General features: G+C 74.1%; 16 protein-coding genes and 2 pseudogenes. 9 read left to right on the top strand and 9 right to left on the bottom strand.

Going from position 1 to position 17,307, the window contains the following annotated elements:
• The first annotated feature begins 26 nt into the window (after positions 1 to 26).
• Positions 27 to 1,828, top strand: a pseudogene (sucB, locus tag QQK22_RS07205) (2-oxoglutarate dehydrogenase, E2 component, dihydrolipoamide succinyltransferase).
• A gap of 31 nt (positions 1,829 to 1,859) precedes the next feature.
• Positions 1,860 to 2,768 (top strand): TIGR01777 family oxidoreductase, encoded by a 909-nt coding sequence (locus QQK22_RS07210; RefSeq protein WP_284250312.1) that lies wholly within the window; start codon positions 1,860 to 1,862, stop codon positions 2,766 to 2,768.
• Between the two features lie 6 nt (positions 2,769 to 2,774).
• Here the strand turns inward: QQK22_RS07210 and QQK22_RS07215 are convergent, their stop codons facing one another.
• Complete coding sequence (locus QQK22_RS07215; RefSeq protein ID WP_284250313.1) at positions 2,775 to 4,193, bottom strand: protein kinase; 1,419 nt, start codon at positions 4,191 to 4,193, stop codon at positions 2,775 to 2,777.
• A gap of 77 nt (positions 4,194 to 4,270) precedes the next feature.
• Between QQK22_RS07215 and QQK22_RS07220 the strand changes: the two genes are divergently transcribed.
• On the top strand, positions 4,271 to 5,002 hold the full coding sequence (locus tag QQK22_RS07220; RefSeq protein WP_284250314.1) for a DUF4191 domain-containing protein: 732 nt from the start codon (positions 4,271 to 4,273) through the stop codon (positions 5,000 to 5,002).
• A 75-nt stretch (positions 5,003 to 5,077) separates the two neighbouring features.
• Here the strand turns inward: QQK22_RS07220 and QQK22_RS07225 are convergent, their stop codons facing one another.
• Positions 5,078 to 5,773, bottom strand: coding sequence for an RDD family protein (locus tag QQK22_RS07225; protein ID WP_348525530.1), 696 nt, complete (start codon positions 5,771 to 5,773; stop codon positions 5,078 to 5,080).
• Between QQK22_RS07225 and glnA the strand changes: the two genes are divergently transcribed.
• A complete protein-coding gene (glnA, locus tag QQK22_RS07230) occupies positions 5,667 to 7,091 on the top strand; it encodes a type I glutamate--ammonia ligase (RefSeq protein WP_284250316.1) in 1,425 nt (474 codons plus the stop codon). The genes QQK22_RS07225 and glnA overlap by 107 nt on opposite strands.
• A 129-nt stretch (positions 7,092 to 7,220) precedes the next feature.
• A pseudogene (locus tag QQK22_RS18660) lies at positions 7,221 to 7,601 on the top strand (trehalase-like domain-containing protein); the annotation flags it as partial.
• Here the strand turns inward: QQK22_RS18660 and QQK22_RS18665 are convergent.
• Positions 7,529 to 7,867 (bottom strand): hypothetical protein, encoded by a 339-nt coding sequence (locus tag QQK22_RS18665; protein WP_348525656.1) that lies wholly within the window; start codon positions 7,865 to 7,867, stop codon positions 7,529 to 7,531. The pseudogene QQK22_RS18660 and the gene QQK22_RS18665 overlap by 73 nt on opposite strands.
• Positions 7,868 to 7,879: 12 nt before the next feature.
• On the opposite strand from QQK22_RS18665, the gene QQK22_RS07235 reads away from it, so the two are divergent.
• The 3 genes from QQK22_RS07235 to QQK22_RS07245 all read left to right on the top strand — a co-directional run bounded on the left by QQK22_RS07235 (position 7,880) and on the right by QQK22_RS07245 (position 10,868).
• Positions 7,880 to 9,115, top strand: coding sequence for a glycoside hydrolase family 15 protein (locus tag QQK22_RS07235; protein WP_348525531.1), 1,236 nt, complete (start codon positions 7,880 to 7,882; stop codon positions 9,113 to 9,115).
• A gap of 95 nt (positions 9,116 to 9,210) precedes the next feature.
• The gene (locus tag QQK22_RS07240) at positions 9,211 to 10,008 is read left to right on the top strand and encodes an SDR family NAD(P)-dependent oxidoreductase (RefSeq protein WP_284250317.1); all 798 of its coding nucleotides are present in this window, start codon (positions 9,211 to 9,213) and stop codon (positions 10,006 to 10,008) included.
• Positions 10,005 to 10,868, top strand: a complete 864-nt coding sequence (locus QQK22_RS07245; RefSeq protein ID WP_284250318.1) for an alpha/beta fold hydrolase — start codon at positions 10,005 to 10,007, stop codon at positions 10,866 to 10,868. Before QQK22_RS07240 ends, QQK22_RS07245 begins: the two co-directional genes overlap by 4 nt.
• Before the next feature lie 86 nt (positions 10,869 to 10,954).
• On the opposite strand, the gene QQK22_RS07250 is transcribed toward QQK22_RS07245, so the two are convergent.
• The 3 genes from QQK22_RS07250 to QQK22_RS07260 all read right to left on the bottom strand — a co-directional run bounded on the left by QQK22_RS07250 (position 10,955) and on the right by QQK22_RS07260 (position 13,009).
• Positions 10,955 to 11,752 (bottom strand): S-layer homology domain-containing protein, encoded by a 798-nt coding sequence (locus tag QQK22_RS07250; protein ID WP_284250319.1) that lies wholly within the window; start codon positions 11,750 to 11,752, stop codon positions 10,955 to 10,957.
• Positions 11,653 to 12,447: a 3-keto-disaccharide hydrolase gene (locus QQK22_RS07255; RefSeq protein WP_284250320.1), complete on the bottom strand. Its 795-nt coding sequence runs from the start codon at positions 12,445 to 12,447 to the stop codon at positions 11,653 to 11,655. The genes QQK22_RS07250 and QQK22_RS07255 overlap by 100 nt, the downstream gene beginning before the upstream one ends.
• 112 nt (positions 12,448 to 12,559) lie before the next feature.
• Positions 12,560 to 13,009: a DoxX family protein gene (locus QQK22_RS07260; RefSeq protein WP_284250321.1), complete on the bottom strand. Its 450-nt coding sequence runs from the start codon at positions 13,007 to 13,009 to the stop codon at positions 12,560 to 12,562.
• A gap of 106 nt (positions 13,010 to 13,115) precedes the next feature.
• Between QQK22_RS07260 and QQK22_RS07265 the strand changes: the two genes are divergently transcribed.
• A complete protein-coding gene (locus QQK22_RS07265; RefSeq protein ID WP_284250322.1) occupies positions 13,116 to 13,970 on the top strand; it encodes a CPBP family glutamic-type intramembrane protease in 855 nt (284 codons plus the stop codon).
• Positions 13,971 to 14,008: 38 nt separating this feature from the next.
• Here the strand turns inward: QQK22_RS07265 and QQK22_RS07270 are convergent, their stop codons facing one another.
• Genes QQK22_RS07270 through QQK22_RS07280 form a run of 3 tightly spaced genes read right to left on the bottom strand, consistent with a single transcriptional unit; the run spans position 14,009 to position 17,300 of the window.
• Positions 14,009 to 15,298: a glycosyltransferase gene (locus tag QQK22_RS07270; protein WP_284250323.1), complete on the bottom strand. Its 1,290-nt coding sequence runs from the start codon at positions 15,296 to 15,298 to the stop codon at positions 14,009 to 14,011.
• Positions 15,295 to 16,380: a glycosyltransferase family protein gene (locus QQK22_RS07275; protein ID WP_284250324.1), complete on the bottom strand. Its 1,086-nt coding sequence runs from the start codon at positions 16,378 to 16,380 to the stop codon at positions 15,295 to 15,297. The genes QQK22_RS07270 and QQK22_RS07275 overlap by 4 nt, the downstream gene beginning before the upstream one ends.
• Positions 16,377 to 17,300, bottom strand: coding sequence for a WcbI family polysaccharide biosynthesis putative acetyltransferase (locus tag QQK22_RS07280; protein ID WP_284250325.1), 924 nt, complete (start codon positions 17,298 to 17,300; stop codon positions 16,377 to 16,379). Before QQK22_RS07280 ends, QQK22_RS07275 begins: the two co-directional genes overlap by 4 nt.
• Positions 17,301 to 17,307 lie beyond the last annotated feature (7 nt).

A 17,307-nucleotide genomic window follows, 5' to 3' on the forward strand; every position in this document is an offset into this window, starting at 1 on the left:
GCGCAGAACCGAATGAAGGAGACACCATGTCCGAGTCAGTGAAGATGCCCGCCCTCGGCGAGAGCGTCACGGAGGGCACCGTGACGCGGTGGCTCAAGGCCGTGGGCGAGAGCGTCGAGGTCGACGAGCCGCTGCTCGAGGTCTCCACCGACAAGGTCGACACCGAGGTCCCCTCGCCGGTCGCCGGTGTGGTCGAGAAGATCCTCGTCGACGAGGACGAGACGGTCGAGGTCGGCGCGGAGCTCGCGGTCATCGGTGACGGTTCCGGCGGTGGCGACGACAGCGACGGCGACAGCAGCGCGGACGGCGGCAGCGACGCCCCGGCGTTCTCCGACGACGCGGCGAAGGACTCCATCGAGGCGGACGAGGCGCAGCCCGCCTCCTCGGGCGCGGACTCCGACCCCGAGCAGGCCGACCCCGACAGCTCCGAGGACACCGAGCCCGCGCTGGCCGAGAAGCCCTCCGCGGGTACCGGCTCCGGCGGCGGCGAGGGTACCGAGATCACCCTGCCCGCGCTGGGCGAGAGCGTGACCGAGGGCACCGTGACGCGCTGGCTCAAGGAGGTCGGTGACACGGTCGAGGTCGACGAGGCCCTGCTCGAGGTCTCCACCGACAAGGTCGACACCGAGGTCCCCTCCCCGTGGCCGGCACGGTCCTGGAGATCAAGGTCGCGGAGGACGAGACGGTCGAGGTCGGCACCGTCGTCGCGATCGTCGGCGACGCCGCCGCGGCTGGCGGCTCGAGCGACGACGCGCCCGAGGCTCCCGCGCAGGAGGAGGCTCCGAAGACCGAGGCCCCCAAGCAGGAGGCCCCGAAGGAGGAGCCAAAGGCGGAGGAGCCCAAGGCCGAGGCCCCCAAGGAGGACGCTCCCAAGGAGGACGCCCCCAAGGAGGAGAGCGCCTCGCTCCCCGACACGTCCGGCATCTACGTGACGCCGCTGGTGCGCAAGCTGGCCGCCGAGCACGCCGTGGACCTCTCGTCCGTCTCCGGCTCCGGCGTCGGCGGCCGGATCCGCAAGCAGGACGTGCTCGAGGCTGCCAAGCCCGCCGCGGCCCCGGCCTCCGAGCCCGCCGCCCAGCAGTCCGCCCCGGCGGCCCCGCACGAGGTGTCCGAGCTCCGCGGCACCACCGAGAAGATGTCGCGCCTGCGCAAGGTCATCTCGGTCCGCATGGTCGAGGCGCTGCAGACGATGGCGCAGCTGACGACCGTCGTCGAGGTCGACGTGACGAAGGTCGCGAAGCTCCGCGCGGCGAAGAAGGACGAGTTCCAGGCGTCCACCGGTCAGAAGCTGACCTACCTGCCGTTCTTCGCGAAGGCCGCCGTCGAGGCGCTGCAGCAGTTCCCGAAGCTGAACGCGCGCATCGAGGACGACCAGATCGTCTACCCCGCCGGGGAGAACCTGGCGATCGCCGTCGACACCCCGCGCGGCCTCCTCACCCCCGTCATCAAGGACGCGGGCGACCTGGACATCGCGGGCTTCGCCGGCGGCATCAACGACCTCGCCGCGCGCACGCGCGACAACAAGGTCGGCCCGGACGAGCTGAGCGGCGGCACGTTCACGCTGACGAACACCGGCAGCGCGGGCGCCCTGTTCGACACCCCGATCGTCCCGGTGCCGAACGTCGCGATCCTCGGCGTCGGCACGATCGTCAAGCGCCCGGTGGTCGTCTCCGGCCCGGAGGGCGACGCGATCGCGATCCGCTCGATGGTCTACCTGGCGATCTCCTACGACCACCGCCTGGTCGACGGCGCGGACGCCGGCCGCTACCTCAGCGCGGTCAAGCGCCGCCTCGAGGAGGGTGCGTTCGAGGCCGACCTGGGCCTCTGACGCACGCCGCCCCGGCGAGACGAGAGACGCGATGAGCGACGATCAGCCCGGAACCACCGTCCTCCTGGCCGGTGGGTCCGGGCTGATCGGTTCCGCTCTCACGACGGCTCTGACGGCCCGCGGCCACGCGGTGCGCCACCTCGTGCGTCGCGAGGCCACCGGTCCCGCCGAGGTCACCTGGTCGCCGACCGACGGCGTCCTTCCGCCCGAGGCGCTGGACGGCGTCGGCGTCGCCGTCGTGCTCTCGGGCGCCGGGGTCGGTGACAAGCGGTGGACGGACGCGCGCAAGCGCGAGCTCCTGCGCTCGCGCACCGCCACCACGTCGCTGCTGGCGCGCCGGGTGGCCGAGGTCGGCGGCGTCCCCCGACTGGTGACGGCCTCGGCCGTCGGCTACTACGGCGACCGCGGCGACGCCGAGCTCACCGAGGGCTCCGACCCGGGCGAGGGCTTCCTCGCCGACCTCTGCCGCGCCTGGGAGGCGGCTGCGGAACCGGCGCGCGAGGCCGGTGTCGCCGTCGCGACCGCGCGGACCGGGATCGTCCTGTCGCGCGACGGCGGTGCGCTCGCCCGGCTGCTCCCCCTGCTGAAGCTCGGCGTCGCCGGCCCGATCGGGCACGGCCGGCAGTGGTGGCCGTGGATCTCGCTGGCCGACGAGGTCCGGGCGCTCGTCCACCTCGTCGAGGGCGACCTGACCGGTCCCGTGAACCTCACCGCACCCGAGCCCCTGCGCAACGCCGAGCTGGTGCGGGTGCTCGCGCGGGCGCTGTCCCGGCCCGCCACCCTCCCCGTTCCCGCGCTCGCGCTGCGGATCGCGCTCGGCGAGTTCTCCTCCGACCTGCTGGCGTCCCAGCGTGCGCTGCCCGCGGCGCTGCTGGCCGACGGTTTCGCGTTCGACCACCCGCGCCTCGCGCCGGCGGCGGAGCAGATCCTGCGCGGCTGACCGCGCTCAGCCGCACGCCTCCCAGTCCCTCAGCAGGGTCGTCGCCGCGGCGGGAACGGCGACGACCCGGAGGCAGGCGGGAGGCCGCGGGCCGACGACGGCGGTGGCACCGTGCAGCCCCGGACCGCTGCGCCGGTGCGCGGCCTGCGTGACGACCACCGTGAGGTCGCCTCCGGCGTCGACCTCCCCCGGCGCCGACCCGGTCGTCCCGTCCGCTCCGTTCTCGCGGACGACCTCCACTCCCGTGTGCAGACCCGAGATGCGGACGTCCTCGCGGACCAGCTCGCGCAGCAGCGCGGTGTCCCTGCGCCACGCCGCACCTCCCGGGACGACGGCGGCGCTCAGCAGCGCGACGCTCCGAGACTCGAGCGCGCGGTCGCGGCGCTCGAACGCCGCGGCGACGGACCGATCGGTGCTCGGAGCCACCGCCGTTCCCCCGGGCTCGCGCGCGCCGGGTGGAGCTACCGAGGTCACGGTGGTCACCGCGGCGACACCCAACGCGGCGACCGCCGTCGAAACCGCCAGGGCCCGTCGTGCCCGTGCCCGGCGTCGTCGGACCCGGGGTGCCCGGTGCACCGCCGTCGGCGCCTCGAGGACGACGGCGCGCTCGGCGTCGGCCACCGCGTCGGTCACCCCGAGCACGTCGCGCGGGGGCGTACCCCACGTCGGCCCGTTGTCGGACGCGCGAGACACGAGGCTCCCGGGCGAGGCGGCCACCACCTCGGCGAGCCTGGTCGCCGTCGGGCGCCGAGCGGGATCGGACCGGCACGCCGCCTCCAGGATCTCGCGGACCTCGGGTGCGAGCTCGTACCCCTCGACGCCCGATTCGTGCGCCATCACGTCGGCCACCAGGGTCGCGAGCTCCCACACGTCGCTCGCCGCGGTCGGTCGGACCTCGTCCCGTGCGGGCGTGCGCCGGCGCTCGGGCGCGCAGGTACGCGATCCGCCGGCGGAGCCGTCGGTGGCGACGAGATCGACGAGGACCGCGCCGTCGGGTCGGAGCACGACGTGCTCGGCGTCGAGCCGGCCGTGGACCACACCCCAGCGGTGCAGGGCCGCGAGTGCGCTGGCGACGTCGTGCAGGACCCTCAGCGAGGCCGCGGCGTCGAGGCCGTCGGCACTCCGGACCAGCTCGCCCAGCGTGGGCCCGACGGCGAGGTCGGTCACGACGACGCCACTCCCGTCGACGTCGTGGAGGCCGTGGACGCGTTCGAGGCCCGGGTGCGTCCGGCCGGTCAGCGCCTCGACCCGATGCACCGTGCGGCGCCGGTCCCCCGCGCCCTCCGGCAGTGGACGGACGGCGACGAGCGCACCCGCGGCCGTGCGCGCCGTCGTACGCCCGCGGTAGGTCCCGCCGGTCCGCAGCCCGAGGCGCGCGGGTGCGGCCCGGCCACGATCCGCGAGGCGGTGTCGGAGAGCTCTCACCCGACCATCACACCGTGATCCGCCCCGCTGCCGCTGGTCGTCCACAGGTCGGCGGCCCCCGGTAGGATCGGCGCATCATGGCCCGTTCATCCTCCGGCTCCGCCGAGCCCACCAAGCCCAAGAAGTCCAAGGTCCGCAAGCGCCGGTGGTACCACCAGGTGTGGGACGTCTTCCAGATGACCCGGAAGGCCGATCCGACGGTCCCGTGGATCATGCTGGCGATCCTCGTCATCGCCGCGGGCCTGGGCTTCGCCGTCGGGGCGATCTTCAACCAGGGTCCGTACGGCCTGTTCGTGGGTGTCCCCGTCGGCATCCTCGCGGCCACGATCTTCCTCTCACGGCGCGCCGAGCGCGCCGCCTACTCGAGCCTCGAGGGTCAGCCCGGTGCTGTCTCGGCCGCGCTGGGGACGATCCGCCGCGGCTGGAACATCGAGGAGCAGCCCGTCGCCGTCGACGGCCGCTCGCAGGCCATGGTCTTCCGCGCCATCGGCCGCCCGGGTGTCGTCTTCGTCGCCGACGGCGGGTCTCGCGGCATCCAGCAGCGGCTGCTCGAGGGTGAGCGCAAGCGGGCCGGGCGCCTGGTGCCCGACGTCCCGATCCACCTGATGCAGACCGGGCGCGAGGAGGGTCAGGTCCCGCTGCCGAAGGTCGCCGCCGCGGTCAAGAAGCACAAGAACCGCCTGACCCCGGCCGAGGTCGCCGAGATCACCAAGCGCCTCAAGGCGCTGGGCGGCGTGCGGATGCCGATCCCCAAGGGGGTCGACCCGACCCGCATGCGCCCCGACCGCAAGGGCATGCGCGGCCGCTGACGAGCCGCCGTGAGCGGACCGAGAACGGGCGCCGACCAGATCCTGGTCGGCGCCCGTTCTCGTCACCGGCACCGGTCAGGCGGCGCGCCAGCGGTCGATCCGGGTGCCGGCCGCGATGTCGTGCAGGCCACGACCGTCGGAACCCGAGACCGCGGCGGGGAGCACGAGACACATCAGCAGCGTCCGCACCAGCGCCTGCAGCGGCCGCGGCGGTGTTCCGCCGTCGACGATGCGGTAGACCCGCAGGCCCAGCAGGCGGTGGCCGATCGTCGCACCCACGGTGACCACCAGCAGGAGGGTCATCGCGGCGAAGACACCGAGGGTGGCCAGCGCGTCGTAGGAGAAGAAGCCGGCGCTGATGGCGGAGGCGAGGGCCCAGTCGACCACCAGGGCCAGCAGGCGGCGGCCGAGGTGAGACTCCCCGTCGACGGGGTGCTGTCCGAGGTCTCGCGCGCCTTGCTCACCCCACGATCGTAGGCGGCGAGGCCGGAGCCTTCGCCTGTGGACGACCACCGGCGCGGCCGCTGCGTTTCTCGCGGGGCGAGAAGCACACCCGGCGTCGGAGCGTCCTGCGTAACCTGACGGACACACGAGGGTCACGGCGCCGTCACGGCCGCGGCCTACCGTTCTCCACGACCCCGGGACCAACCCACGAAGGAGCCCCATGTTCAGTTCTGCCGAGGAGGCCATCGCCTTCACGCGGGAGCAGGACGTCAAGTTCATCGACGTCCGCTTCATCGACCTGCCTGGTGTGCAGCAGCACTTCAACATCCCGGTCGAGGCCTTCAACGACGACGCCTTCTCCGAGGGCCTGATGTTCGACGGGTCCTCGATCCGCGGCTTCCAGGCCATCCACGAGTCGGACATGAAGCTCATCCCCGACGTCACGAGCGCGTTCATCGACCCGTTCCGTGCCGCGAAGACCCTCGTGGTCTACTTCTCGGTCGTCAACCCGTTCACCGACGAGCCGTACTCGCGCGACCCGCGCCAGATCGCCAGCAAGGCGGAGGCGTACCTCAAGTCGACCGGCATCGCCGACACGGTGTTCTTCGGCCCCGAGGCCGAGTTCTACCTCTTCGACGACATCCGCTACACCACCGCTCCCCAGGGCAGCTTCTACAGCATCGACTCCGTCGAGGCCGCGTGGAACACCGGGCGCGAGGAGGAGGGCGGCAACCTCGGCTACAAGACGCGGTTCAAGGGCGGCTACTTCCCGCTGTCCCCGAGCGACAAGTTCGCGGACCTGCGCGACGAGATGGTCACGCTGCTGCAGCAGGTCGGCCTCGAGGTCGAGCGCGCGCACCACGAGGTGGGCACCGCCGGTCAGCAGGAGATCAACTACAAGTTCAACACGCTGCGCTCGGCGGCCGACGACCTGATGAAGTTCAAGTACATCATCAAGAACGTGGCCTACAACGCCGGCAAGACCGCGACCTTCATGCCGAAGCCGCTGTTCGGCGACAACGGCTCGGGCATGCACTCCCACCAGAGCCTCTGGAAGGACGGCAAGCCGCTCTTCCACGACGAGTCCGGCTACGGCGGCCTGTCCGACCTCGCGCGCTGGTACATCGGTGGTCTGCTGCACCACGCGCCGTCGCTGCTCGCCTTCACGAACCCGTCGGTGAACTCCTACCGTCGCCTGGTGCCCGGCTTCGAGGCCCCGGTCAACCTGGTCTACTCGGCGCGCAACCGTTCGGCCTGCATCCGCATCCCGATCACCGGGTCGTCGCCGAAGGCGAAGCGCGTCGAGTTCCGCGTGCCGGACCCGTCGTCGAACCCTTACCTCGCGTTCTCCGCGATGCTGATGGCCGGTATCGACGGCATCAAGAAGCGCATCGAGCCGCCGGAGCCGGTCGACAAGGACCTGTATGAGCTGCCGCCCGAGGAGCACGCCGCCATCGCGCAGGTGCCCGCCTCGCTGCCCGCCGTCCTCGACCGTCTCGAGGCCGACCACGAGTACCTCACCGAGGGCGACGTGTTCACGCCCGACCTCATCGAGACGTGGATCGACTACAAGCGCACGAACGAGGTCCAGCCGGTGCAGCTGCGTCCGACGCCGCACGAGTTCGAGCTCTACTACGACGTCTGAGTCGTCACCACCACGAGCCCGCCCGGGCCGGGACCGCGAGGTCCTGATCCGGGCGGGCTCGTCCGTTCCCGGACCGAGGACGACGACGCCGTCCTAGGCACCCGCCGTCGCCGTGCCTACGGTGGAGGAGTGACCCCGGACCACCCGCACCACCTGACCTGGCGGGTCGGATCCCACGACCTCACCCCTCCCCGCGATCGCGACGGCGCCTCCCCCACGGCCCCCGACGAGCGCGACGCCGAAGGCTTCGCGGACCTGCGCACCTACGCCGCGATCGGGGACGGCCGCACCGTCGCGCTGGTCGCCCGCGACGGGAGCATCGACTGGCTCCCGCTGCCCGACCTCGACTCCGTCCCGGCGTTCGCGGCGATCCTCGACCCTGCCCAGGGCGGGACGCTGACGCTGGCGCCGGTCGAGGACTTCGCCGTCGCCCGCCGCTACGTCCCGGGGACGAACGTGCTGGAGACGACCTTCACGACGGCGTCGGGCAGCGTCCGCGTCACCGACTCGCTCAACACCGGCCTCGCCGGTCGCCTGCCCTGGTGCGAGCTCGCCCGACGGATCGACGGCGTGAGCGGCACCGTGCGCCTGCGCGGCGTCGTCGCCCCCGGCACGATGCTGGCCACGGCCTCCCCCTGGACGAGCGACACCTCCGCGGGCACGATCCTGCGCGTGGACGGCCTCGCCCTCGCCGTCCGCACGCTGGGCGAGGACGACGTCGTCGTCTCGCGCCGCGACGTGACGGTCGGCTTCACCACCTCCCCGGCTCGCGCCACCTGCTGGGCCTCGTGGCGACGGAGGACGGGCCGCTCCTCGTGCCGGACCCCGAGGGTCTCGACCGAGGCGTCGACCGCACGATCGAGGCGTGGGAGCGCTGGAGCGCCAGCTGCACCTACGACGGCCCGTTCCGGGACGAGGTCCGGCGCAGCGCACTGCTGCTCAAGCAGCTCATCTTCGCGCCGACGGGTGCGATCGCGGCCGCCGCCACGACGTCGCTGCCCGAGTCTCGCACGACCGCCAAGAACTGGGACTACCGCTACTCCTGGATCCGCGACACGGCGTTCTCCCTCACCGCGCTCTTCCAGCTGGGGGTGCGCGAGGAAACCCATGCCTCCATCACGTGGCTGCTGTCGCTCCTGCGCGAGGAGGGCGAGGGCCCCGGCGTGCTGCACACGCTCGCCGGCGGCCGGCCGGGCGCCGACGTCACGTGCTACGACGTCCCGGGGTGGCGCGGTTCCTCCCCCGTCGTGACCGGCAACCGCGCCACCGACCAGCTGCAGCTCGGCGTCTACGGCGACCTTTTCTCGACGGTCCAGGTCTACGTCGACCACGGCAACGTGCTCGACGCGCCGACCGGTCGGCTGCTCACGTCGATCGCCGACCGCGCCGCCGACGACTGGCGACGCCGCGACGCGGGGATGTGGGAGCTCGAGGACGACCGGCACTACACCACCTCGAAGCTGGGCTGCTGGGTGGCGCTCACCCACGCGGCCCACCTCGCGGACCTCGGGCAGATCGACGGCGACGCCGGGCGCTGGCGCCACGAGGCCGAGGCCATCCGGGAGTGGGTCGGGACCGAGGGCTGGTCCGAGAACCTCGGCGCCTACGAGTTCCACCCCGGCAGCGACGAGCTCGACGCCTCGATCCTGCTGCACGCCATCAGCGGTTTCGACCGGGGCGAGCGCATGATCAGGACTCTCGACGCGCTGGAGGAGAAGCTCGGAGCCGGGCCGCACCTGTACCGCTACAGCGGCATGCGGTCCGAGGAGGAGACGTTCCTCGCGTGCTCGTTCTGGATGGTGGCCGCGCGGGCGCTGTGCGGGCAGGTCGAGCGGGCGCAGGAGCTCATGGAGCAGCTGCTCGCGCAGGCACCCAACGACGTCGGCGTGCTCGCCGAGATGCTCGACCCCACCACCGGTGCGCACGCGGGCAACCTCCCGCAGGCCCTCAGCCACCTCGCGCTCGTCAACGCCGCGCTCACGATCCACTCGGTCCGCACCGGCGAGGTCGAGCCGGTGTCCTGACCCCCGCGCCGTCGCCGCCCACCGGACGCACCACCCCGACGCACGACCCCACCCGCACCACTCGTTCCAGCGCAGCCCATCCCCAGGAGCACACCGTGGACCTCGCCATCACCGGCCGCACCGCACTGATCACCGGAGCCGACTCCGGCATCGGCTTCGAGACCGCCCGCCTGCTGCTCGCCGAGGGCGTGCGCGTCGTCGTCAGCGACAAGGACGCCGACTCCCTCGTCGAGGCGGCCGAGCGCCTCGGCCACGCGGACGCCGTCCACGCCGTCGCCGCGGACCTGGACGATCTCGAGGAGATCGCGCGCCTCGAGCGCGAGGTGAGCGCCGCCGTCGGCGACATCGACATCCTCGTGAATTCCGCCGGGATCACCGGCGCCCAGGGCCTGTTCCACGAGATCGACGACGACGGCTGGGTCGACACGATCACGACCGACCTGCTCGCGCCGATCCGCGTCACGCGGGCGTTTCTCCCGGCGCTGCGCCGCGGCGGGTGGGGCCGGATCGTCTACCTCAACTCCGAGGACGCCGTGCAGCCCTACGACGACGAGCTGCCCTACTGCGCGGCCAAGGCCGGGCTGCTCTCGTTCGCCCGCGGGCTCGCCCGTACGTACGCCTCCGAGGGTCTGCTGGTCAACAGCGTCTCCCCCGCGTTCATCGAGACGCCGATGACCGACGCCATGATGGACAAGCGCGCCGACGAGCGCGGCACGGACCGTGACGAGGCCATCGAGACGTTCCTGGAGGAGGAGCGCCCGTACATGGAGCTCGGCCGCCGCGGCCGCCCCGAGGAGGTCGCCGCCGTCATCGCGTTCCTGTGCTCCGACCTCGCGAGCTTCGTCAACGGCGCGAACTACCGCGTCGACTCCGGGTCGGTCGCCACGCTGTGAGCGCCGGCCACGGGACGGACGCGGCGGGCGAGCCCGGAGGAGCGCCGCTCACGTTCTCCCCACTCGCGTTCTCGGAGCACGGTGACCCGGGTGCCCCGACGATCGTGCTCCTGCACGCCTTCCCGCTCGCGTCGCGGATCTTCCGCCGTCTCGTGCCCCTGCTGACGGCGTGGCACGTCCTCGCCGTCGACCTCCCCGGGCTGGGAGCGAGCGAGGTGCCCGAGGTCGAGCCGTCGATGGACGAGGTCGCCGCACGCGTCCTGGCCACGATGGACGCCGCGGACGTCGAGGCCGCCACCCTCCTGGGCGTCTCCACCGGCGGCTACGCGGCGCTCGCCGTCGCCGCGCTCGCCCCCGCGCGGGTGCGCGCCCTGGTCCTGGGGAGCACGAGCACCGGCGTGGGCGCCCCGGACGACCCGGCGCAGCGGCGCGAGGTCGCGGGGCGGCTACGCGCCACCGGGACGATCGAGCCGGTGACGGACAGCGTGGACGAGGCCCTCGGGGCGACGGCCCGCACGGAGCAGCCCGAGCTCGTCACCGAGGTCGCGGAGATGATCGCCGGCACATCACCGCGGGGTGCGGCGTGGATGGCCGACGCGATCGCCTCCCGACCACCCCGGGCGGACACCCTGCGCGGGTTCGACGGCGCGGTGCTGATCCTGTTCGGCGAGGAGGACGTCGCCACGCCTCCCGACCGCGAGCTGCCGGCGATGCTCGAGGCGCGGCGCGGCCACGAGCGCACGCGTGCGGCGCGCCTGCCCCGCACCGGCCACCTGACGGTGCTGGAGCAGCCCGTGATGGTCGCGGGCGAGCTCGGCTGGGTGCGCGACCAGGTCGCGGGTCCCGTGCGGCGGGGCTGACACCGCACGCCGACGCCACAGGGCGAGGGGCCGGTGGCCGGGATCGCTCCCGGCCACCGGCCCCTCGCCTCGTCACACCGGGCGGCTCAGCCGGCGGCGCGCACGCTCGCGAACACGTCGACGTCGGAGAAGCCCGCGTCATCGAAGCGGTACAGGAACGCCGCCATCGCGTCCCGCGCGATGGGCGTCACCGGTCGGTAGATCGCCGTGCCGTCGTTCCCCAGCCAGCCGAAGGAGATGCCCTCGGAGACGAGCCAGGAGATCTCGGTGAAGAACTGGTCCTGGGGCGTCAGGTCGGTGAACGGCGACAGGGGCGGCGCCTCGAACGCCGGCTCGTCGGCCGCCCGGTACAGGAAGGCTGCCATGGCGTCGCGGTTGATCGGCTCCAGCGGACGGAACTCGGCGTCACCGGTGGCGGGGTCGACCCACCCGGTCGCGATGCCCTCGCTCTCGAGCCACGCGATCTCGGTGTAGAACTGGTCGTCCGTCGCGACGTCGACGAACGGCGAGACGTCCGGCGCGTCGAACTCGGGCGAGTTGGCCAGGCGGTACAGGAACGCCGCCATGGCGTCACGCGCGATGGGCGCCAGGGGGCGGTACTCGCGCAGGCCGGTGGTCTCGTCGACCCAGCCGGTCGTGACGCCGACGTTCGCGAGCCACGAGATCTCGCGGACGAAGAGGTTGCCGACGACGTCGGGGAACGCCGGGATCTCCTGCACGCGCACGTTGCGGAAGGAGACGACGTCCTGGGTCGCGCCGTGCGCCTGCAGCCCGACGTACCCGGTCAGGCCTCGGCTGGAGGAGTCGGGGTCGTTCGGTCGGCCCGGAAACGCGACGTCGGGCAGGTTCGTGTAGGTGTTGATGACCTCGTCGTTGCGGAGCACCGTGTACTCGTGCCCGACGACGCGGATCTCGTAGGTGTTCCACTCCCCTTCGGCGTCGGGGCCGACTCGGCGCTCCCGATGTCCGCGAAGCCGTAGACCGACCCGGTCTTGCGGGGGTCGTTGGACCCCTCCTCCGGGGAGTCGTTGATCTGGATCTCGTGCCCGCAGTTCACCGCGATCCACGAGAGGTTGTTCGTCTCGGAGCCGTTGAACGTCGTGGGGCAGCCCGCCAGCGGCTCGTCGAGCTCGGGGAAGCGCACCTGGACGCCGCTGTTGCCTCGGACGTCCGCGGCGCCGGGGGCGTCGTCGCGGAACTCCAGCTTGAGGGAGAAGTCGGCGAGCTCGCGCCCCGGGAACCAGAGCGTGCCGAACCCGCCGCCCTCGCCGCCGCGGCTGGTGATCGTGCCGTCCGGCTGGAGGTCGAAGCCGCCGTCGCCCGCGTACTCCCACGCGTCGAAGGACTCCTGCGACCCGTCGAACAGGACGGTGTAGCCCTCGTCGTCGACCGGCAGGAGGTCGACGGCGGGGGCGGCGGCGTCGTCCGGCCGGACGTCGGCCGCCGCGCTCCCCGCCAGGCCCAGGCTGGTCCCGACGGCGAGCGCGGCGACCCCGGCGGTGAGCACCCTCGCGCCCCCGTGTCGGCGCCGCCGCGACACCTGCTCGTCGCGGTGCGGTGGTGTGGTGGTGCGGTCCATCCCGATCAACTCCCTCGTTGGTCTCATCGACTCTTGCGTCGACGGTAGTCACGGCTTTCGCCGTGCGTCAACGAAACCGAAGACCGACGGGGAGCGGACGGGGCGCGGCCCGTCAGGCCCGGCGGCGCGCGGCGACCAGCCCGTCCACGGACCAGCGGCCCGCTCCGGTGAGGGCGAGCGCGCCCGCGACGCCCGCGAGCAGCAGCACGAGCTCGTAGCCGCCGTCGCTCGCGAAGAACCCGGCCTCCAGGTGCACGATCGCGATCGCACCGACCATGGCGAGCGCGAACAGGACGCCGATCACGCGCGTCGCCGCGCCCAGGACGATCGCGACGCCCCCGACGAGCTCGAGGAGCGCGAGCCCGGGACCGGCGACGGACGCGAGCGGCACGCCCATCTCCTCGAACGAGGCCGCCGTGCCGGACAGCGTGAAGGAGAAGACCTTCTGCGCGCCGTGCGCGATCATCACGGCCCCGAGGACGACGCGTGCGAGCAGGAGCCCGATCGAGAGGGTGGTGGCGGACGGCGTTGCGGGAGGGGCGGTGGTGCTGGTCGTGGTCACGATGCTCCTTGCGAGAGGGACGGAAATCAGTTGTCGCTGCAACTTCTCGACCGTAGGCGGCGATCCTGGGAGAGTCCTGGACGCGGGGCCGTGCCAGGATCGTGAGATGCCCCGCCGCGGCGACACCCCTGGCCCGGCGACCTTCATCCTCGGTCGCCACGACGTCGCGCCGCGCATCCGGGTGACGCTCGCGCGCGGGCTCGTCGTCACGCTCGCCGCCGCGGTCCTCACGCTGGGCCTGCAGCTCGTCAGCGGCACGCCCTACCGAGCCTGGGGCTCGTCCGACCGTGCGGTCGTGCTGGCGGAGGTCGTCCCGCTCGTGGTCTCGGCGGTCTTCCTCGTCGCGTTCGTCGTGTGGTCGCAGTGGGACGCGGTCTGGCGCGACCCCTTCCGCATGCCGACCCCGGTGGCGGTGCGCGTCGTCGTCGCCGTGGCCTGCGGTGCGGTCCTCGCCCGGGCCGCCGTGCAGGACTTCTCACCGGCCGGGGTCGACCTCGGCCCGCTCCTCGCGGCGGCCGTGCTCGGCGCCGTCGTGCACGAGGTGGCCGTCCGCGGCGTGCTGCTGCGCGCGCTGCGCGTCGGTCGCCGCAGCGAGATGGTCGCCGCGTGGACCGCGACGGCGGCTTCCGCCCTCCCGCAGGTGGTCGTCCTGGTGCTCGTGCCCTCCGCCACGGGCCGGGGCCTCACGGCGGTGGCCGACGTCGCCGCGCTCCTCGCCCTGGGAGCGCTGCTGCACCTGGTCCGGCGCACCACGCGGCGCCTGCTCGCGGCCGTCGGCGTGCACGCGGTGTGGAACGTCGGCAGCCAGCTCGAGCGCGCCGGCGGCGGGGCCTCGACGCTCGAGGGACCGCTGGTGGCGACCGCGGCCCTCGTGCTCGCCGTCGCCGTCGTGGCCGCCCTCGCGACCACCCTGCGGCGGGACCCGCTGCGGCGGGCGCTCGTCGACCCCCGGCTGTCCTGAGGAGGGGCCGGCCCGGACGGGTGAAGGGCCGGACCGCCTCAGTCGTCCCAGCCCCCGAGCCACGCGGCGAGCTCGGGCTCGTCGGCCACCGGCTCGAGCCACGGCGCCTCCCGCGCCAGGTCCTGCCACCCCACGAGCGATCCCCAGCGGCGGCGCCGGTGCACCGCCCGACCGGCCGTGAGCGTCACGTGCTCACCCAGCCGGACGCGCGCGACGTCGTCGCGCAGCAGGGCCACCGCCTCGCGGAGCCCGGACGCGTCGCGCACCCGCACGGCGTCGGTGACGTCGATGCGGACGCGGGGCACGCCGTCGGGCTCGTCCAGGAGCACCCGGGGGTCCCCCCGCAGCGGCCCGTGGACGTGCGACGGGACCACCACGCGCGCGTGCGGCAGCGCGAGCAGGACGCTGTCGACGCACACCAGCGCCTGGGAGGGGCTCGCGACCCGCTCGAGCACCACCAGCTCCTCGACGCCGCCGGTCAGGAGGGCGCGGGGCCGCGACCCGGGGACCGTGATCCGGTGCGCGAGCCGCAGCGTCTCCGCGTTCTTCCGGCGGCGTCGCTCGGAGGCGCCCTCGCGCCCGGCCCACTCCGGACCGTCGTGCCAGGCGACGGCGTCGCGCACGTGGGCGAGCACGCCGCCCGCCGCCCAAGCGCGGTGCGCCCACTCCCAGTCCTCGCCGCCGTAGGTGTCGAAGGACTCGTCGAAACCGCCGACCTGCTCGAAGAACCACCGGGAGCAGGCCAGGACGGCGCTGATGACGAAGCGGTAGGAGCGGTCGTCGGCGTCGAGCAGGTCGCGCGAGTCCGCGTAGGCCCGCGTCAGCCAGGACGGTTCGGGCAGCTCGTGCGCGGGCCCCGCGCGCTCGACGGGCGCGGCCGACGCGGCGAGGTCGGCGTGCCGGCGCCGACCGACGGTGACGGCCTCGGGCAGGAGGGCGGGCAGCCGCAGGAGTCGCGCCAGGTAGTCGGGTTCCGGCGCGGTGTCGGCGTCCAGGAAGCACAGGAGGTCGCCTGTCGCCGCGCTCGCCCCGAGGTTGCGCGCGGCCGCGGCGCGGAACCCGCGGTCCTCCTGGCGCACCAGCGCCACGCCGTCCGGGACGCTCGGGGGCACCGGGGAGCCGTCGTCGGCCACGACCACCTGCACGAGGTGCGCCGGGTAGGTCTGGCGCGCGAGCGCGGACAGGGTCCGGGCGAGCTCGCCCGGCTGGTCGTAGTGCGTGACGACGACGGTCACCGAGCGACGGAGCGCGTGCGCGTGCGCGTCCGACTCTGTCGCGAGGTCCCAGCGGTTGCCCGGCACCGTGGTGCCCCAGGGCGGGGCGCTCACGCGCGCTCCCCGGGGCCGCGCGAGGCCCACAGGTCGAGGTAGGCCCGCGCGACGTCGTCGAGGTCGGGACGCGTGCTCGCCCCCGACTCCTGCCACGTGCTCGCCGGATCGTCCAGCGCCCCGGCGATCGCGTCCGGGAGCGCGTCGGCGGCCACGAGGGTCAGGGTCCCCGGTCGCAACCGGGCCATCTCGCGGAAGTACGGCGAGTCCAGGACGAGGGGACGGCGACCGGCGGCGAGCCAGTCCGTCAGGGAGCCCGAGGCCGAGACGTGCTGGTGGGCGATCACCGGGACGGCGGCGGTGCGGGCCCGGGTCGCGAGGTCGTCGTCGCTCAGGAACCCGGTGACGCGCAGGTCGACGCCGAGCTCGACGGCGTGCGCGACGAGCTCGGCCAGCTCGCCCTCGTGCCCGGCCGAGGCGCGGCCGAGCGCGGTCACCCGCCGCGCCGCGCCGCGCGGAAGGCGGGCGACGGCGTCGACCACCTCCCGGTGCCCCTTGCCCGGGTAGAAGAAGCCGAGGACGGCGACGGCGCCGTCCGGTGCGGGTCTGTCCGCGGGGTCGGTGCCGCCCGGGGATCGCGGCGCCGGCACCGGGAGCGGGACGACGTGCGCGACCTGCGCAGCCTGCGCGACACCGGCCCCCTCCCCGCCGCCCACGGCGTCGCGCAGCAGGTGCCGCTCGTGCTCGCTGTTGACGACGACGACCGACGCCGCGGCCACGACGCGGCGGTAGAACGCGAGCCGACGCGGCAGGCGGGTCGGGCCGTCGGAGGCCTGCGGGAGGTCGTGCAGCGTGACGCCGAGGTCGCACACCGCCGCGAGCGCCTCGATCCGGGCCGCGGATCGCTCGGGGTCCGGGCCCCAGAGCCGGTCGGTGACGTGGACGTGCACGCGCGCGTCCCGCGGCAGGCCCCCGCCGAGGAACGCGGTCGCGCCCGCCGCCCCGGCGTCGAGGTCGGCGGCGTCACCGCGTCGGAGCTCGGTGGCGGGCGAGAGGCGGGCGACGGCGCCGGCGACGGTCCGCGCACAGCGGTCCACCCCGTGGCTCTCGTCCGCCAGGTGCACCAGCAGGGGCGGCCTCATCGCGCACCCGCCCCGGCGAGCACGGCGATCGCTCCGGCGTGCCGCTCCAGCCCGGCGGCGACGGCGTCGGGGTGGCGGGCGTAGAAGTCGAGGTGGGCCTCGCGCACCTGCCCCGTTGTCACCGTGCGGCCGTCCACGACCCAGTCCGGCCGCGGCTCGTCCGCCAGCCCCCACGCCTCGATGACGTGGGCCTCGCGCGGGGCGTGCACCGACGCCAGGAGCGGTCGGGTGAGGGGCGGGGGCGCCGCGATGCCGAGCGCGTCCGCGACGCGCGCCGCGAGTGCCTCCCAGACCGGGTTGCCGGGGTGGTTCAGGGTGCGCATCTGCGCGAAGTCCGGGTGGGTGAACAGGTCGTGGACAACCACCGTGCCGTGGGCGGCCTCGCGCCGGCGCAGCTGCTCGAGCGACTCCCGGGCGATCTCGCGCACCGCGGCGGCGGGGGCGGTCGGCGGGAGCGGGTGTCCGGCAGCCTCGCTCAGGACGCGGAGGTCGTGGTAGGCCACCAGCGGGGGCACGAGGGAGGTGTCCGACGGCGGTCGGACGATCGCGTGGTGCGGGTGGAGGCCGGCGAAGCGGATCACCGGCACGCGCACGGTGCGGGCCCCCGGTCGCAGCAGCGCCTCGAGCTGCCGCGTGCCGACGGGGAGATCCCGGTAGTCGTCCCGCACGGGCTGGGTCACCAGCACGTCGGCCCGGCCGAGCAGCCGGGTCAGGTGCGGCAGGTCGGAGCGCGTCAGCTCGTGCACGGGCGGCGTGCGCACGAGGTCGAGCTCGTCGCCCAGGGCGATCCGCAGCGACTCGGCCTGGCAGTTGCCGACGACGAGGCCGAGCGGCCGTCCGTCCCTGCCCACGGCGTCGTCGGCGTGGTCGGGGTCGTCGTGGAACCGGGCCAGGTGATCCGGTGGCGCCTCGTGCTGCACCCGTGCT

This window comes from Litorihabitans aurantiacus, assembly GCF_030161595.1.
Taxonomy (GTDB): domain Bacteria; phylum Actinomycetota; class Actinomycetes; order Actinomycetales; family Beutenbergiaceae; genus Litorihabitans; species Litorihabitans aurantiacus.

Bases quoted from the DNA above. Each gene is read 5' to 3' on its own strand.
- QQK22_RS07210 (WP_284250312.1), top strand. From the start codon at position 1,860: ATGAGCGACGATCAGCCCGGAACCACCGTCCTCCTGGCCGGTGGGTCC.
- QQK22_RS07225 (WP_348525530.1), bottom strand. From the start codon at position 5,773: ATGTTGAAGTGCTGCTGCACACCAGGCAGGTCGATGAAGCGGACGTCG.
- QQK22_RS07255 (WP_284250320.1), bottom strand. From the start codon at position 12,447: ATGGACCGCACCACCACACCACCGCACCGCGACGAGCAGGTGTCGCGG.
- QQK22_RS07275 (WP_284250324.1), bottom strand. From the start codon at position 16,380: ATGAGGCCGCCCCTGCTGGTGCACCTGGCGGACGAGAGCCACGGGGTG.
- glnA (WP_284250316.1), top strand. From the start codon at position 5,667: ATGTTCAGTTCTGCCGAGGAGGCCATCGCCTTCACGCGGGAGCAGGAC.
- QQK22_RS07265 (WP_284250322.1), top strand. From the start codon at position 13,116: ATGCCCCGCCGCGGCGACACCCCTGGCCCGGCGACCTTCATCCTCGGT.
- QQK22_RS07220 (WP_284250314.1), top strand. From the start codon at position 4,271: ATGGCCCGTTCATCCTCCGGCTCCGCCGAGCCCACCAAGCCCAAGAAG.